Below are 17,575 nucleotides of genomic sequence, written 5' to 3'. Positions count from 1 at the left end.
AACATGTCCAATCAATATTTAGATCCAAATTTAAAGGTTTTTAGTCTTAATTCTAACCGTGAACTGGCAAAAGAAATTGCTAATGTGATCGGAGTCGAGCTTGGGAAATGTTCAGTGCAGCGTTTTAGCGATGGAGAAATTACGATTAATATCGAAGAAAGCATTCGTGGATGCGATGTTTATGTGATTCAATCTACAAGCTCTCCAGTGAATGAACATTTAATGGAGCTCCTCATTATGATTGATGCCCTAAAACGTGCATCAGCAAAAACAATTAATATTGTTATGCCTTATTATGGATATGCGCGTCAAGATCGTAAAGCAAGAGCTCGTGAACCAATTACAGCTAAGCTAGTTGCAAACTTACTTGAAACAGCAGGTGCAACACGTGTAATTACACTTGACTTACACGCTCCGCAAATTCAAGGTTTCTTCGACATTCCAATTGACCATTTGATGGGTGTTCCAATTCTTTCTGAATACTTTAAAGATAAAGCGATGAATAGCGATGTTGTCATCGTATCACCAGACCATGGCGGTGTAACGAGAGCAAGAAAGCTAGCTGAACGATTAAAGGCTCCGATTGCTATTATTGATAAGCGCCGTCCGAAGCCGAATGTAGCGGAAATTATGAATATTGTTGGACATATTGATGGAAAAGTAGCGATCTTAATTGATGATATTATTGATACGGCTGGAACAATTACACTAGCTGCAAATGCACTAGTTGAACATGGTGCGTCTGAAGTATATGCATGTTGTACACATCCAGTATTATCAGGTCCCGCTATTGATAGGATCCAAAACTCCTCTATTAAAGAGTTAGTTGTGACAAATTCAATTGCCCTACCAGAAGAAAAGAAGACAGAGAAGATCGTTCAGCTTTCAGTTGCGCCTCTTATCGGAGAAGCAATCATCCGTGTACATGAGGAGCAATCTGTAAGCACACTATTTGATTGATTTAAATATTATTAACATTAGACAGGCTTGCTAAATAGCATGCCTGTCTTTATTTGATCCACAATGTTATACTAAATATTGTTAGAAGGTTTAGACTCCCCCCATTTAGGGCATTTTTTATATAGAGTCTTGATTAATGTAATAAGGAAAGGGGACCTACTTATGACAACTGTTTTACAAGCAAAGGAAAGAAATGAATTTCGTGGCTCGGTCTTAACGCGTATTCGGCAAGAAGGGAATATTCCTGCTGTCGTCTATGGGGCCAAGATTGAAAGTCAATCGATTTATTTTAATGAGAAGGATTTCACGAAAGTAATCCGTCAAGTGGGCAGGAATGGCGTCATTTCATTGGATCTAAGCGGTAAGAAGCATAATGTAGTGTTAAGTGACTATCAGGCAGACCCGATAAAAAATGAGATTATTCATGTTGACTTTCTTGCAGTAGATATGAACCAAGAAATTACTGCTAATGTCCGTATTGCTCTTACTGGAGATGCAGCAGGAGTGAAGGATGGTGGTGTTATGCAGCAGGCTTTACATGAAGTTTCTGTTACAGCTACACCGGATAACATCCCTCAATCTGTTGATGTCGATGTAACTAGTCTTCAGGTTAATGAAACGTTAACAATTGGTGATATAAAAACAAACCTCAACTATGAGATCAATAACGAGGAAGAGGAAGTCATTGCTTCTATTCTTCCGCCTAGACAGGAAGAAGAAATTCATAGCGGTGAACAGCAGGCTGGTGGAACTCCGGAAAATGAAGAAGGCAGAGAAACTAAGGCTAGTGAATAATAAAGGTTAAAAGATAAAGTTCCTTGCAATGAATAACGGGCTGACCCAAAAAAATGATTGGTCAGCCCTATTTTCACGTTCAGCGCTTGTAACTTTATAAGAAGAGGTGAAATCATGAAGCTAATAGTAGGGCTAGGGAACCCAGGAAAGCAGTATGAGAAAACAAGGCATAATATTGGCTTTGAGGTCATTGATGCACTTTCAGAAAAGTTTAATATCCCTCTTGATCAGGCGAAATTCCAGGGAGTTTATGGAGTTGGTCATGTAAATGGAGAAAAGGTATATTTATTAAAGCCGCTTACATATATGAACCTTTCTGGTGAATCTATTGTTCCGTTAATGGACTATTTCGAAATTGACAATGATGAGCTTGTTGTTATTTATGACGATCTAGATCTCCCGGTTGGAAAGATTCGGTTAAGGCAAAAGGGCAGTGCCGGAGGGCATAATGGAATCAAGTCCACCATCGCACACTTGGGTTCACAAGAGTTTAACAGAATAAGAGTTGGAATTGACAGGCCCCCGAGCGGGATGAAAGTGCCTGACTATGTGTTAGGGCGATTTTCAAAAGAAGAGCAGGAGCAAATGGGTGAAGTCATCAAAAGATGTTCAGATGCATGTGAGGAATGGATTTCTAAGCCGTTTTTACAAATCATGAATGAATTTAATCAATAATTCCTCATATATCTCTACTTTTTTCATAAGATAGGATATCATTCTTATTATGCTTTATATGCTATTGCCGAATGAATAAGTTCCTTCAGAAACGCTCATACTATTAATACAAGAGTGTATTATAGGAGGAACAGGCATGGCTATACATTATCATTGCCGCCATTGTGGGGTGGAGATTGGTAAGATTGAAGATACCGACATTCACACAGAGCAATTAGGCTTTCATTTATTAAATCATGAGGAACGCCAAGAGATGATCACGTACGATATGGCGGGCAATCTTCAGGTAAAGGCCATTTGCGAGGATTGTCATGAATTACTGCAGCGAAATCCAGAATACCATCAGCATGATTTTCTAATTCAATAACAGGCTTTGGACATCCATCCAAAGCATTTTTCTATTTTATCTATAAATTGAAAATAGGGGTCATCCCCCTTAAGAAAGGGAGGGTAGTCATGAAAGGGCTAAAAGATATGATTAGTGGGCAAGATGATCTGCAATCCGTCTTGTCTGGAATTAAGGAAGGGCTTAAGGAGCAGTTAATATCAGGCTTATCCGGTTCCGCAAGAACTTTGTTTCTATCATCTGTCTATGAGCAAACACGAAGGCCGGTATTAATCATCACACATAATCTTCTGCAGGCACAAAAGCTTTATGATGATATCGTTCATCTCGTAAAGGAATCAGAAGTGTTTTTATATCCGGCTAATGAATTAATTGCCGCTGAAATTAGTATTGCCAGTCCAGAATTAAAGGCACAGCGAATCGAAGTATTAAATTATTGGAGTAAAAGTAAAAGTGGTCTGTTAATTGCTCCAATGGCAGCCTTAAGAAAAATTCTCCCGCCAGCCTCTCTCTGGAGAGAAAGTCAGCTTACTTTAAAGGTAGGAGATGAACTTCAGGAAGAGCAGCTTTTGACATTCGTCCAAATGGGCTACTCGCGTGTGAGCATGGTTTCATCTCCCGGTGAATTTAGTGTAAGAGGCGGAATTATTGATATTTATCCATTAACAGAATCCGATCCCATTCGAATTGAATTATTTGATACAGAAGTAGATTCGATTCGATCGTTTTCATTGGAAGATCAACGGTCTAAGGAGAAGCTATCTGAAGTTACAATCGGTCCCGCAACTGAATATCCATTAACAAATGAACACTATCAGAAAATGATTGAAAAGATTGAAGCGGGATTAGGCACAAGCCTAAAGAAGTTAAAGGATGAAAAAGTAAAAACATTGCTCACACAGAACATCGGATACGAGCTTGAGCAATTAAGAATGGACAGCAAGCCAAGCCAGCTATTTAAATATCTCTCTTTTGCATATGAAAAAGAAAATAGTTTAGTAGACTACCTTCCAGAAAATGCGCTGATTTTCGTTGATGAAATTAGCAGAGTTCAGGAAATGAATGACTCTCTGGAGAAGGAAGAGGCCGAGTGGTATACAAGTCTATTAAGTGAGGGGCAAATGATCCATGATGTGAAAATATCCCATAATTTAAAGGGGTTTTTGCAGCAAAAGAAACAGCCGCTCATTTATTTGTCATTGTTTCTAAGACATATTCCGAATACAAATCCGCAAAATATTATTAATATTTCGTGTAAACAAATGCAGAATTTCCACGGTCAAATGAACGTTCTCAAAGGGGAAATTGATCGATGGAGAAAAGGGAATTATACTGTCATTTTTTTAGGGTCTGATGAAGAAAGAATTAAGAAGCTTCAAAGGGTATTGGAAGACTATGAAATTGAAGCATTTTCTATCGGAAAGGACCAGCCGCTCCTTTTAGGAAAGGTCCAAATTATGGCGGGCGGTCTGTCGACTGGATTTGAGCTGACAAGTCAAAGATTTGCGGTCATTACAGAAGAAGAGCTCTTTAATAAAAGAACGAAAAAGCAGCCCCGCCGTCAAAAGCTGTCTAATGCGGAACGGATTAAAAGCTATTCCGAGTTAAAAGTTGGCGATCATGTCGTTCATGTGAATCACGGGATAGGAAAATATTTAGGAATTGAAACACTTGAAATCAATGGGGTTCATAAGGATTATCTCCATATTCGTTATCAGGGTACGGATAAGCTTTATGTTCCAGTCGAGCAAATTGATCTTATTCAAAAATATGTAGGCTCCGAAGCAAAGGAACCTAAATTATATAAGCTTGGCGGAAGCGATTGGAAGAGGGTTAAGAAGAAGGTTGAATCCTCTGTCCAAGATATTGCGGATGACTTAATTAAGCTTTATGCAGAGCGAGAAGCATCGAAAGGACATGCTTTTAGCCCAGATGGGGAGATGCAGCGGGAATTCGAGGCAGCCTTTGCTTATCAAGAAACAGAGGACCAGCTTCGTTCCATTCACGAAATCAAGAGAGATATGGAAAGAGAGCGCCCGATGGACCGGTTATTATGCGGGGATGTAGGCTATGGGAAAACAGAAGTGGCGATTCGTGCTGCCTTCAAAGCGATAGCCGATGGGAAACAAGTTGCTTTCCTTGTTCCGACCACGATTCTGGCCCAGCAGCATTACGAAACAATGAGAGAACGCTTTCAGGATTATCCGATTGAGGTCGGACTGCTAAGCCGATTTAAATCTAGGAAACAGCAAACAGAAACGATCAAAGGTTTAAAGGCGGGGACTATTGATGTGGTAGTCGGGACTCATCGTATTCTTTCAAAGGATATTTCGTATCGAGACCTAGGACTGCTTATTGTCGATGAGGAACAGCGATTTGGTGTCACACATAAGGAGAAAATCAAACAGTTGAAATCAAATGTAGATGTTCTAACATTAACGGCTACACCTATTCCTAGAACTCTTCATATGTCGATGCTTGGCGTGCGTGATTTATCGGTCATCGAAACTCCTCCGGAAAATCGTTTTCCGATTCAGACGTATGTGATGGAGTATAATGGAGGAATTGTACGAGAAGCGATAGAAAGAGAGCTTGCTCGCGATGGGCAGGTTTATTTCCTTTATAACCGAGTAGAGGATATCGAACGGAAAGCAGAGGAAATTTCGATGCTTGTTCCAGACGCAAGAGTGACCTATGCCCATGGGAAAATGACCGAAAATGAGCTCGAATCAGTTATGTTAGGTTTCCTTTCCGGCGAATATGATGTCCTTGTGAGTACGACAATCATTGAGACTGGAGTAGACATCCCCAATGTCAACACGCTCATTGTTCATGATGCCGATAAAATGGGGCTGTCACAGCTTTATCAGCTGAGAGGAAGGGTCGGCCGTTCTAACCGGGTTGCCTATGCGTATTTCACCTATAGAAAAGATAAAGTATTAACTGAGGTAGCTGAGAAGCGGCTCCAGGCGATCAAAGAATTTACAGAGCTCGGCTCCGGATTCAAAATTGCCATGCGTGACCTGTCCATTAGGGGCGCAGGAAACTTATTAGGTGCTGAACAGCATGGCTTCATTGATTCAGTCGGATTTGATTTATACTCGCAAATGCTGAAGGAAGCAATCGAGAATAGAAAAGGCAATATAGAGCTTGAGAATAAGCAGAGGCTCGAAATTGATCTTGAATTAGATGCTTATATTCCTGATTCTTATATTTCAGATGGTCATCAAAAAATTGAAATGTATAAGCGCTTTAGAGGTGCTTCAAGTATAGAGGATATCGAGGAGCTTCATGAGGAAATGATCGACCGCTTTGGTGAATACCCTGAAGAAGTCGCTTATTTATTCCAAGTCGCACAAATGAAGGTTCTTGGAGAGCTCGCCGGAGTTGAAACGATTAAACAGAGTAAACAAGAAATATTGATTCTGCAGTCAGAAAAGGCAAGTGAACGAATAGACGGACCGAAAATCTTTGAAATCACGAGCAAATTTGGGCGCACAGTAGGGCTTGGAATGGATGGGAAAAAGCTCAAGGCTGTCCTCCATGTAAAAGGAATCAAACCAAATGAATGGTTAAAAATAGCCTTTGAAGTTGTACAAGGGATGAAGGATTCCATCAAGGAACAGCAAAGTCAGGCATTATAAATGATTATGAACCTAAAACGATATGCGACAGAACAAATGGCCAAAAAAGCTTTCAAAAATGTTTATTCTTGAAAACGAAGGGTATTGCATTAGAAAACCTGAAATTTTTTCAAAGGTCAAAACGATTCAGATGATTTTCCCGAGTTTTAATGAAAAGATAAACTCCAGAAAAAATAATTGAACGTGTATAGAACTTTCCATATGAAAGATACTAAGTTCAAACATGGCGATGTATTCAATTTCTCCCAATTTTGAATCATGGCCAGATAAGAAAAGCTGAAAATTGCGCGCTTTCAGTGCGGGACTCCAACCTTGGCCTTATACTTTAGTACAATGCGCCATAATCGGACATCTGTCTGAATTTGGAAAATCCTTTTTCTTATTTCAAAAAAAAATCATCAGATGAAAGTGAGGCAACATTGGATGAAAGCAACTGGTATTGTTCGTCGAATCGATGATTTAGGGCGTGTGGTTATTCCTAAGGAAATTCGCAGAACGCTGCGTATTCGTGAAGGAGACCCATTAGAAATTTTCGTTGACCGCGATGGAGAGGTCATTTTGAAGAAATATTCACCGATCAGTGAACTAAGCGACTTTGCAAAAGAGTATGCCGAGGCACTGTTTGACAGCTTAGGAAATCCAGTATTAATTTGTGACAGGGATACATATATCGCTGTTGCAGGGGGCTCCAAGAAGGAATATTTAAACAAAAACATTAGTGAATTAGTTGAGAAGTCGATGGAGGACCGCAGTTCCGTTCTCATTAATCAGTCAGGTGATTACTCTCTCGTTGATGGTCATAATGAAGCCATTTCTTCCTATACCATTGGACCAATCATTGCAAATGGAGATCCAATTGGTGCTGTGATCATCTATGCTAAAGAAGATACGTTAGGAGAAGTTGAGCAAAAGGCTGTTGAAACAGCTGCAGGATTTCTGGCAAGACAAATGGAATCATAAGGTGAAACTTCCATCAGTGGGCCTCCATATAATTGGGGGCCCACTGATGGTTTTTTTTAACAGCGTAAAACGGATTCAGTCAATAATCGTCCTGAGCCATGATATAATACTTTCGAATGTAAGATTTGGAAGGAGAGGGGAAATGGGGCCCGAGAAAAAAGCTAAAGAATTATTTAAAGGGGCTTTCATTTTAACTTTTGCCGCATTAATCGTCAAAATATTAAGCGCCGTCTACCGCGTACCGTTTCAAAATATTGTGGGAGATGTTGGTTTTTATATTTATCAGCAAGTTTATCCGTTTTATGGAGTTGCCCTTGCTTTATCTACATATGGTTTTCCGGTCGTGATTTCTAAGCTTTACACAGAGCTTTCGAGCAAGAAGGAAAAAAACGGGGTACAGCATCTATTTATCACGTCAGCCCTCATATTATTTATAATCGGTTTTATTTGTTTTGCTTTTCTTTTCTGGGGAGCAGCCTGGCTGGCGGCTCAAATGAAGGACCCCAATCTTGCGATTTTATTGAAAGTCATTTCAGTTACCTTTTTAATTTTCCCTGTAGTTGCATTGCTGCGAGGCTTCTATCAAGGGAGAGGGAATATGGTTCCTACAGCTATATCCCAAGTGGTTGAGCAATCCATAAGAGTAATCACGATTTTCTTTGCCGCCTTTTTGCTGACAAGTAAGGGATATAGCTTGTACGTAGTAGGAGGAGGAGCGGCGTTCGGCTCTGTAACAGGCGGAATCGCCGCGATAATTGTTCTTATCACCTTTTATTGGATAGGAAGGCGTAAATCTCATCTTCCTTTCGCGAAATTTGATATTCAAAAAAACATACAAATAGCCAGGGCTCTTTTGGTTCAGGGATTTGCCATATGCGTAAGCAGCTTGCTCCTTGTGTTTTTGCAAATGGCAGATTCTTTAAATCTGTATTCGATGCTTATTTCTTCTGGAGTAGATGCTCTTGAGGCGAAAGAGCTTAAAGGAATTTATGATCGAGGTCAGCCGCTTATTCAGGTTGGGATGGTCGTTGCCACTTCGATGTCATTATCATTAGTTCCGATTATTACAAGTGAAAAATTAAAGTCAAACTTTGCATTTATGCATGATAATATTCGGCTGGCGCTCAAAATCGCCTTGTTTGTAGGAGTCGCGGCAACAATTGGCTTGTGGAGTATTATTCGTGCCACAAATATTATGCTGTTTGAAAACAGCGAGGGTTCAGAAGTTCTGGGGATTTTGAGCATGATGATCTTATTAAGCTCCATCATTATGACTGTTACCGCTATATTACAAGGCTTAGGCATTATTCTTTTTCCAGCGTTTGTTATTCTCAGCAGCTTTTTGTTGAAATACGTATTGAATGCGATACTTGTTCCGCTATACGGGACAATAGGAGCAGCGGCAGCCTCGTGTTTGACCTTAAGTTTCATTATGGTTTTCTTGCTCGTTAAGCTTCGAAGCCAGGTAAGGACGCGGATTTTGAACAAACGATTTATCCTGATTATTGGAATAGCAGCTCTTTCTATGTTTATGGTTCTGCGTTTTTATTTATATATGACGGGTTATTTAACCGGCTTCGAAGAGGGGCGTTTGTTTAATGGCTTTCAGGCATTAAGTGCAGTGGCTGTAGGCGGATTTATTTATCTATGGATTGTATTAAAAGGGAATACCTTTAAAGAAAAAGAGCTTACGATGCTGCCATTTGGAAGCAAGCTGTTATTTTTTCTGCCTAAAAGGAATAGGAGATGAACGAATCAATGTCAAAAATCACGATACTTGGGTTAGGGGCCGGGGATTTAGAGCAGCTCCCTCTAGGGGTCTACCGTGCCCTGAAAAGCGCTTCCCCTCTATATTTGCGGACGAAAGAACATCCTGCCATCACGGAATTGGAGAAGGAGGGGCTTGAATTCACTTCATTTGATTCTATATATGAAAAACACGAGCAATTTCATGAAGTATATGAAGAAATTTGTTCGAGCCTGCTGGATGCAGCTTTAAGCGGTAATGTTACTTATGCAGTTCCAGGTCATCCGCTCGTTGCGGAACGCACTGTTCAGCTGCTGCTGGAGAGAGCGGAAGATCATGGAATAACGATAGAAATCGGCGGGGGGCAAAGCTTTATTGATGCCTTATTTCAGTCACTAAAAATTGACCCAATCGAGGGATTTCAGCTTCTTGATGGAACGAGCTTGAAGAAAGATGAGCTAGAAGTGAAGCATCACATGATCATTGGACAGGTGTATGATCAGTTTGTCGCATCTGAAGTAAAGCTCACACTAATGGATGTCTTGCCTTATGATTATGAGGTTTTCATTGTGACAGCCGCAGGTAGCAAGGAAGAGCAGATACGCAAGGTCCCTTTGTACGAATTGGATCGGGATATGGAGATAAATAATCTAACATCTATTTATGTTCCTCCTGTAACGGATGAGGCCATTTTGTATAAAAGCTTTTCCAAGTTGCGTGAGATTATTGCCGAGCTTCGCGGGCCAAATGGCTGCCCATGGGATAAAAAACAAACGCATGAAACGTTGAAGAAATATTTAATTGAAGAATCATACGAGCTTATTGAAGCGATTAATGAAGACGATATTGATCATATGGTGGAGGAGCTCGGAGATGTTCTGCTGCAAGTTATGCTTCATGCGCAAATTGGAGAGGATGACGGCTTTTTCTCCATTGAAGATGTCATTGAAGGAATTTCCGGAAAAATGGTACGCCGCCACCCGCATGTATTTGGGGATGTAACCGCTGAGACAGAAGAGGATGTATTAAGAAACTGGCAGGATATTAAGCAGGAAGAAAAGGGCCAATCAGAGGAAAAGTCGATCCTTGACGGAATAAGTAAATCGCTTCCCAATTTAATGGCCGCAGCTGAAATTCAAAAAAAGGCGGCTGGTGTTGGTTTTGACTGGAAGGAAGTCGGGCCAGCTTGGGAGAAAGTAAAGGAAGAGCTTGGTGAATTTGAATTAGAGGCTGAAAAAGGAAGCAAGCAAATAGTGAATGAGTTTGGTGATATCCTATTTGCTATTGTGAATATTGCACGTTTTTACAAAATTGATGCTGAAGAAGCTCTGTTTTTAACAAATCAGAAGTTCAAACGCCGCTTTGCCTATGTAGAAAAGAAGGTGAAGGAGAGCGGAAGGAGCTTTGCTGATTATGAGTTAGAGCAATTAGATGAATTCTGGGAAGAAGTAAAACGGTTGGAGAGGAGTCCAGACAATGAGACTAGATAAATTTTTGAAAGTATCCCGATTAATCAAAAGAAGAACGCTGGCAAAAGAGGTTTCCGATCAAGGAAGAATTCTTGTGAATGGCCAGCAGGCAAAGGCTAGCACGGTTGTTAAGGTCGGGGATGAGTTAGTTATACGCTTTGGGCAAAGAGTAGTCACAGCCAAAATTGACCGTATTCAAGAAACGACGAAAAAAGAAGAAGCAGCAGAAATGTATTCGATTGTAAAAGAGGAAAAGGCCGGCACCGAGGAATAAGCACCTCCCTTTCTGTTTGTCTAGCTCCAGCACCTAGGGGCTCGCCGACTAAGTACGCCACGTCCTGTGGCAAAGTCGGCACTAGTACGTCCTGTACGTCGGAGGTCATAAGCCAAGTTGACATGAAGGTAAAGACCAACCTTCCTGCCAACTCGTCTTATGCTTGTCGCCCCTGACCGAGGTGCTTACGCTTTTCTATGTTCTAAATCTTGTCCTTCTCTCATAACATGTACAAAAAGCTTGTACTTTGTGATTGTGAGGGGATGTAAGGTGAGCCAATATTATGAGCAAAATTCAACAAAGTCGAATGTTCAGGACCACGATGTTATTATGCGTGGAAGAAGGCTTTTGGACATTACAGGGGTTAAGCAGGTAGAGAGCTTTGATAATGAGGAATTTTTATTAGATACTGTAATGGGGTTTCTGGCGATTAAAGGACAGAATTTGCAGATGAAAAACCTTGATGTCGATAAAGGGGTTGTCTCTATAAAAGGGAAAATATTTGATCTCGTTTATTTAGATGATCAGCATGGGGATAAGGCTAAAGGCTTCTTTAGCAAGCTATTCCGATGACTTTATCGACACAATTTATGACCATGCTAGCCATGATTGGCATGGGCAGTGCCTTTGGCGCAGCTCTTGATACTTACAACCGCTTCCTCAAACGCAGTAATCGCAAAAGCTGGATCGTATTTATCAACGATATCCTCTTTTGGGTTGTACAAGGGCTGGCTATTTTTTATATTTTATTTATCGTCAATCGCGGTGAGCTGAGATTTTATATATTTATTGCCCTTTTATGCGGCTTTGCGGCCTATCAAAGTTTATTTAAAGGATTATATCTGCGTCTTCTGGAGATTTCTATCTCGGTAATTGTCGCTATTTATCGCTTTTTTTTAAAACTATTCCATTATCTAATCTATAAACCAGTAAGAGGACTCATATTTGCTGTTATTTCTTTGCTTTTAATGATAAAAAGGGTCCTATTTGCTCTTCTAAAATTAATATTCAGGATTATTTTATTCGTATGTAAGATTATTCTTCTCCCTTTCAAGTGGCTTTCGTTGTTATTTTGGAAAGTTTTGCCGAAAGGGCTTAAAAAATCAGTCGAGAAGATTTATAATAGAATGGCAGGACTTTTAATAAAGACAAAGAATCATTTAACTAAGTGGATGACCATCTTGAAAAAATATAAAAAGTAAGGAGGGGTGCGAAATGGGGGCTGTCAAGAAAAGGAATGTAGCCAAAATTCAAACAAGCTATGTGAAGCAGCAGGAGGCCGAAGAAATTCATGCGGGAAGGAAGAGACGACTCTTATATAGAAGATTAACAGTCTTCTTCACGGGTGCCATCGCTCTATCTTTTTTCATGATATCCACGCTCGTTTCGCAATCCTCAACGATTGAAGCAAAGACAGCTGAGAAACAAAGGCTTGATCAGGAATTGGCTTTATTAGAGAAAAAGGAAGTGGCCCTGGAGGAGGAAATTGTCAAGCTGAATGATGATGAATACATTGCCAAGCTTGCGAGAAAGGATTACTTCCTTTCGGAAAACAACGAGGTCATTTTTAATTTGCCTGAGGTAAGGGAAAAAGAGGAAAAGAAGGATTCACCATCTAATTAGACCTTGTATTGAACTCTTTTCTTAAGTTCGGTATAATATGTAGTAAGTATTTTTATATCTTTCAAGGAGGCAATTTCTTTTTATGTCAATCGAAGTGGGCAGCAAGTTACAAGGAAAGGTAACAGGAATTACAAATTTCGGAGCGTTTGTGGAGTTACCGGAAGGCTCAACAGGTCTGGTGCACATTAGCGAGGTCGCTGACAATTATGTGAAGGACATCAATGATCATCTTAAAGTTGGTGACCAGGTCGAAGTAAAAGTTATTAATGTCGAAAAGGATGGAAAGATTGGACTTTCCATTAAAAAGGCAATTGATCGGCCTGAAAGACCAGTAAGACCAGAAAGACCGGATCGACCTGAAAGAGGCGAAAGAAGAGAGTCTAGAGGAGGACATTCACACTCCCAACGTCCACGTCAAGGCAGAGCAAACGATAACCGTCCATCAAGAGAAAATTTCGAATCTAAAATGGCTCGTTTCTTAAAGGATAGTGAAGATCGTCTGTCATCATTAAAACGTAATACTGAATCGAAGCGTGGGGGAAGAGGCGCTAGACGAGGTTAACTTGCTGCTTAGTTGATATATATTTTTAATTTTGCAGGGTTGAACGTTTATGATTCCCATTCAAGACAAGTCTTAAAGGACTTGTCTTTTTTATTTTTTTATAGAATATTTTGTTCCCTTTTTGGGCTTTACGGGGAAATGAGTCGAACGAAAAATAGAAGCCTGTCCGCTATTTTGACAAACTTCTAGTCTCGATGAATTTATAATTAGCAGAACGATAAAGGATGGGGAGTGTAATCAAATGGCAAAGGTAGAAAGGAATTTAGTCGAGCCGATCGGAGAAGTAAATTTAGACAGACCAAAATTGGAATTTGCAAAAGGATTGAATAAATTTCAGTTATGGATGGAAACCTTTTTCTTCAAAAAAGGCTATCTTCTGTTGCTGATTGGTTTTTTACTTGGCAGAGCGTTAATTTTGGCCAAGCTTACTCCTTTTAGTCTCCCGTTTTTTGCTGCGGTTTATTTCATCAGAAGGGATAAAGCCCCCCTCGCATTAGTCGGATTAATTGCTGGTGCTGCGACGATTTCCATCCCAAATGCGGTATCCGCTTTTGGAATTACCTTTATGTTTCTATTTATCTTTCGAATAGCAAAGAAGTGGCTCCATAATGAAATGCGAGCATTGCCATTTTTTGTATTCCTTACCTTGCTGGGCGGAAAGTTATTAGAGGATTTTATTTTGACAAAAACGCTGACTCTCTATGACGGAATGATGGCCGGAGTGGAAGCGAGCCTCGGCTTCATCCTCACACTTATTTTTATCCAAAGCATTCCGCTGTTATCGATCAGCAAGCGCCGGCAATCGTTGAAGACGGAAGAGATTGTCTGCTTAATCATTATGCTTGCTTCTGTTATGACGGGTACGATTGGCTGGACGGTCTACGATCTTTCTGTTGAACATATTATGTCGAGATATCTAGTTCTGCTTTTTGCCTTTGTTGCCGGAGCAACTGTGGGGTCAACAGTTGGAGTGGTAACAGGCCTAATCTTCAGCCTTGCGAATGTTTCCAGCTTCTATCATATGAGCTTGCTAGCGTTTGCGGGCCTTCTTGGCGGTCTATTAAAGGAAGGGAGAAAAATAGGCGTTGCCGCTGGATTAATGATTGCTACTCTATTAATTGGGATGTACGGGGAAGAAAGCAGCAATCTATTAAAAACGGTATTGGAAACGTCCGCTGCAATTTTCCTGTTTCTTCTAACTCCTCAAGCATTAACAGCCAAGCTCGCCAAGCATATTCCGGGCACACCTGAGTATGCCGCTGAACAGCAGCAGTATATGCGGAAAATGCGTGATGTTACTGCTCAAAGGGTGGCTCAATTTTCAAATGTCTTTCAAGCCCTTTCAAAAAGCTTTTCCTCCTATGATGAGCCGACTGAATGGGAAGATGGCGAATCAGATAGGGAGCTTGATTACTTTTTAAGCAATGTAACGAGTAAGACCTGTCAATCATGCTTTAAAAAGGACCATTGCTGGACAAGAAACTTTGATACAACTTATGCGTACATGGAAGAGATTATGAATGATTTGGATGAAAATCACGGCGAACTTTCACCGCGACTTTCAAGAGAATGGGAGAAGCATTGTACAAGGTCGAAGAAAGTGACAGAGACGATTCAGCAGGAGCTCACCTTCTACTATGCAAATCAAAAACTTAAAAAACAGGTCCAGGAAAGCAGAAAGCTAGTCGCAGATCAATTGCGCGGCGTTTCAGAGGTGATGGGGGATTTTGCGAAGGAAATTCAAAGAGAGCGGGAAAACCATCATAAGCAGGAGGAGCTTATTCTAGAGGCTTTACAGGATTTTGGGATCCATATTGAACAAGTTGAGATTTATAGTCTTGAGCAAAGAAATGTCGATATTGATATGACCATTCCTTACTGCCAGGGGCACGGGGAATGTGAGAAGCTGATTGCCCCGATGCTTTCAGATATTTTGGGCGAATCGATTGTTGTGAATAAGGAGGAATGTTCAGCTTATCCAAATGGATTTTGCCACGTTACTTTCCGGTCTGCGAAGGCGTTTACGGTGGAAACGGGGGTTGCGCATGCTGCAAAAGGAGGCGGGTTTATCTCTGGTGACAGCTACTCTACGATTGAATTAGGCTGCGGGAAATTTGCGATAGCCATTAGTGATGGAATGGGAAATGGAGAGCGGGCGCATATAGAAAGCAAAGAAACACTTCAGCTTTTACAAAAAATCCTGCAATCAGGCATTGAGGAAAAAGTGGCGATTAAATCAGTCAACTCTGTCTTAACCTTGCGAACAACAGATGAAATATTCTCAACCTTAGACTTAGCGATGATTGATCTCCAAAACGCGGGAGTTGAATTCCTGAAAATAGGCTCCACCCCAAGTTTTATTAAAAGGGGATCTAAAATTCTAAAAGTCGAAGCTAGTAATCTTCCAATGGGCATATTTCCAGAGTTTGAAGTAGATGTCGTGAGTGAGCAGCTCAAGGCTGGAGATCTATTAGTGATGATGAGTGATGGGATCTTTGAAGGGCCGAAGCATGTAGAAAACTTCGACTTGTGGATGAAGAGAAAAATTAGTGAGTTAAAAACGGAGGATCCGCAAGATGTAGCTGATTTAATTATGGAGGAGGTTATCCGCTCAAGATCCGGATACATTGAAGACGACATGACAGTAGTTGTCGCCAAAATTAAACATAATACGCCAAAATGGACAAGTATTCCTGTCCACGCCTTGCGTAAAAAAGCCAATTAGTTAATTTAACCTAAATCATCCGAAAATATGTATAAATCCCCTTCTTAGAGTCGAAAATGGAGATAGATTTAATAATGGAGGGGAGAGCTTATGAAAACCGGCACGTTAAAGCAAATATTATTGATAACAGATGGATGCTCTAACCAAGGCGAGGATCCGATAGCGATGGCTGCCCTGGCAAAGGAGCAAGGAATTACTGTAAATGTCATAGGAGTTATGGAAAAAGACGTAATAGATGAAAAGAGCATGAGTGAAATCGAAGGGATTGCTATGTCAGGAGGTGGCATCAGTCAGATTGTCTATGCCAAGCAGCTTTCCCAAACGGTCCAAATGGTGACGAGGAAAGCGATGACGCAAACACTTCAAGGGGTTGTAAACCGTGAATTGCAGCAAATTCTTGGGGGTGCGAAAACAGTTGAGGATCTTCCGCCTGATCAAAGAGGCGAGGTTATGGAGGTTGTCGATGAACTTGGCGAAACCGTTGAGCTTGAGGTGCTTGTGTTAGTCGATACGAGCGCGAGTATGGCACATAAGCTGCCAACCGTGAAGGAAGCTCTGCTGGATTTATCATTAAGCCTGAATGCCCGTTCTGGAGAAAATCGTTTTTCAGTCTTCGTATTTCCGGGGAAAAAGAAAGAAGTCGAAAAGCTGCTGGATTGGTCCCCTAATCTAGGTGCCCTAACAAGTATTTTCGGGAAATTAACAACAGGCGGCATTACCCCGACAGGCCCTGCCTTACGCGAAGCCTTATCTCAATTCAAGAAAAAACGCTCATTAAGGAGTCTGCTTTCCCGTGATGATGAATCATTCTTTGAAGAATCAGTTTAAATTTAATCCAGGGACAGTTATCGAGGGAAAGTGGCATCACAACCGATATACCATTGTGAAAGAGCTAGGGTTTGGGGCGAATGGCATCGTGTTTTTGGCTAATTCCGGCGGTCAGCAGGTTGCGTTAAAAATAAGTGATAACGGAATGTCCGTAACATCAGAGGTAAATGTATTAAAATCCTTTGCAAAGGTCCCAGGCACAGCCCTTGGACCTTCTTTGCTTGATGTTGATGATTGGTTATGGAATGGAAGGCAAATATCCTTTTATGTAATGGAGTATATCGAAGGGCCGGATCTTTTAACGTTTATTCAGGAAAAGGGTCCATCCTGGACTGAGGTTGTCATCCTCCAGCTCTTAAGTGATTTACATAGGCTTCACGAAAGCGGATGGGTATTTGGCGACCTTAAACCAGAAAACTTAATTGTAACAGGCCCGCCGCCTAGAATTCGTTGTATTGATGTTGGCGGCACAACCATACAGGGAAGGGCCCTCAAGGAATTTACGGAGTTTTTTGACCGGGGGTATTGGGGGCTTGGCTCGAGAAAGGCTGATCCTGCCTATGATCTTTTCGCCGTTGCAATGATTCTAATAAATATTGCCTATCCGAAAAGATTTCACAAAACATCAGGTGATTTGAAACAGCTCATTTTTATGGTGAGGCAAAAGAAAGAGCTTCTGAAATTTGAAGGAGTAATCCTGCAGGCTTTACAGGGGAAGTTCACTTCAGCAGACGAAATGCGACAATCTATTTTCCAACTGAATCAGCCAGAACCAAAGTCTCAGAAAGTAAATAGAGCCCCGCAAAGGAAACAAGTACAAACAAATAATCCTACAGTTAGTCGTCAATCATATATAAAGAAGAAAAAGAGGGGGGGCGTTCTGGAATCCATTCTCATTTTTCTAATCATTTCCCTTTTATACGTCCTTTATATATATGGACAATTAGTGTAATTTTTGAAAAAAACA

At 40.8% G+C, this 17,575-nt stretch carries 16 protein-coding genes; all 16 read left to right on the top strand.

Annotated elements, in window-relative coordinates; translation table 11 throughout:
• Positions 1-3 precede the first annotated feature (3 nt).
• The 16 genes from AR328_RS21695 (at position 4) to AR328_RS21620 (ending at position 17,560) form a co-directional block, all read left to right on the top strand.
• Entirely contained in the window at positions 4-960 is a 957-nt protein-coding gene (locus AR328_RS21695) for a ribose-phosphate diphosphokinase (protein ID WP_066301962.1), read from the top strand.
• A 162-nt stretch (positions 961-1,122) separates the two neighbouring features.
• Positions 1,123-1,755, top strand: coding sequence for a 50S ribosomal protein L25/general stress protein Ctc (locus AR328_RS21690; RefSeq protein WP_066301959.1), 633 nt, complete (start codon positions 1,123-1,125; stop codon positions 1,753-1,755).
• 114 nt (positions 1,756-1,869) lie between these two features.
• On the top strand, positions 1,870-2,430 hold the full coding sequence (gene pth, locus AR328_RS21685; RefSeq protein WP_066301957.1) for an aminoacyl-tRNA hydrolase: 561 nt from the start codon (positions 1,870-1,872) through the stop codon (positions 2,428-2,430).
• 136 nt (positions 2,431-2,566) lie between these two features.
• Positions 2,567-2,797, top strand: a complete 231-nt coding sequence (locus AR328_RS21680; RefSeq protein ID WP_066301950.1) for an anti-sigma-F factor Fin family protein — start codon at positions 2,567-2,569, stop codon at positions 2,795-2,797.
• A gap of 89 nt (positions 2,798-2,886) precedes the next feature.
• On the top strand, positions 2,887-6,420 hold the full coding sequence (mfd, locus tag AR328_RS21675; RefSeq protein WP_066301947.1) for a transcription-repair coupling factor: 3,534 nt from the start codon (positions 2,887-2,889) through the stop codon (positions 6,418-6,420).
• A gap of 423 nt (positions 6,421-6,843) precedes the next feature.
• Positions 6,844-7,380, top strand: a complete 537-nt coding sequence (gene spoVT / locus AR328_RS21670) for a stage V sporulation protein T (protein WP_066301944.1) — start codon at positions 6,844-6,846, stop codon at positions 7,378-7,380.
• 142 nt (positions 7,381-7,522) lie between these two features.
• Entirely contained in the window at positions 7,523-9,130 is a 1,608-nt protein-coding gene (locus AR328_RS21665) for a putative polysaccharide biosynthesis protein (protein ID WP_066301939.1), read from the top strand.
• Between the two features lie 8 nt (positions 9,131-9,138).
• A complete protein-coding gene (gene mazG, locus AR328_RS21660) occupies positions 9,139-10,617 on the top strand; it encodes a nucleoside triphosphate pyrophosphohydrolase (RefSeq protein WP_066301937.1) in 1,479 nt (492 codons plus the stop codon).
• On the top strand, positions 10,604-10,870 hold the full coding sequence (locus AR328_RS21655) for an RNA-binding S4 domain-containing protein (RefSeq protein WP_066301932.1): 267 nt from the start codon (positions 10,604-10,606) through the stop codon (positions 10,868-10,870). Before mazG ends, AR328_RS21655 begins: the two co-directional genes overlap by 14 nt.
• Positions 10,871-11,140: 270 nt before the next feature.
• The gene (gene yabP, locus AR328_RS21650) at positions 11,141-11,443 is read left to right on the top strand and encodes a sporulation protein YabP (protein ID WP_066301926.1); all 303 of its coding nucleotides are present in this window, start codon (positions 11,141-11,143) and stop codon (positions 11,441-11,443) included.
• Positions 11,440-12,072: a spore cortex biosynthesis protein YabQ gene (gene yabQ, locus AR328_RS21645; protein WP_066301919.1), complete on the top strand. Its 633-nt coding sequence runs from the start codon at positions 11,440-11,442 to the stop codon at positions 12,070-12,072. The genes yabP and yabQ overlap by 4 nt, the downstream gene beginning before the upstream one ends.
• A gap of 13 nt (positions 12,073-12,085) precedes the next feature.
• Complete coding sequence (locus AR328_RS21640; RefSeq protein ID WP_066301917.1) at positions 12,086-12,493, top strand: FtsB family cell division protein; 408 nt, start codon at positions 12,086-12,088, stop codon at positions 12,491-12,493.
• 82 nt (positions 12,494-12,575) lie between these two features.
• A complete protein-coding gene (locus AR328_RS21635) occupies positions 12,576-13,055 on the top strand; it encodes a S1 domain-containing RNA-binding protein (protein WP_066301915.1) in 480 nt (159 codons plus the stop codon).
• Positions 13,056-13,296: 241 nt separating this feature from the next.
• Positions 13,297-15,780 carry a stage II sporulation protein E gene (gene spoIIE / locus AR328_RS21630; protein ID WP_066301909.1) on the top strand — a complete coding sequence of 828 codons (2,484 nt, stop codon included), beginning with the start codon at positions 13,297-13,299 and terminating at the stop codon, positions 15,778-15,780.
• Positions 15,781-15,870: 90 nt separating this feature from the next.
• Positions 15,871-16,608: a vWA domain-containing protein gene (locus AR328_RS21625; protein ID WP_066301906.1), complete on the top strand. Its 738-nt coding sequence runs from the start codon at positions 15,871-15,873 to the stop codon at positions 16,606-16,608.
• Positions 16,577-17,560, top strand: coding sequence for a serine/threonine protein kinase (locus tag AR328_RS21620; protein ID WP_066301904.1), 984 nt, complete (start codon positions 16,577-16,579; stop codon positions 17,558-17,560). Before AR328_RS21625 ends, AR328_RS21620 begins: the two co-directional genes overlap by 32 nt.
• The last annotated feature ends 15 nt before the right edge of the window (positions 17,561-17,575 follow it).

The organism is Bacillus sp. FJAT-29937, assembly GCF_001509555.1.
Lineage (GTDB): Bacteria > Bacillota > Bacilli > Bacillales > Cytobacillaceae > Cytobacillus.
The sequence above is the reverse complement of the archived record's forward strand: the minus strand, read 5'-3'. Positions and strand labels throughout refer to the sequence as shown.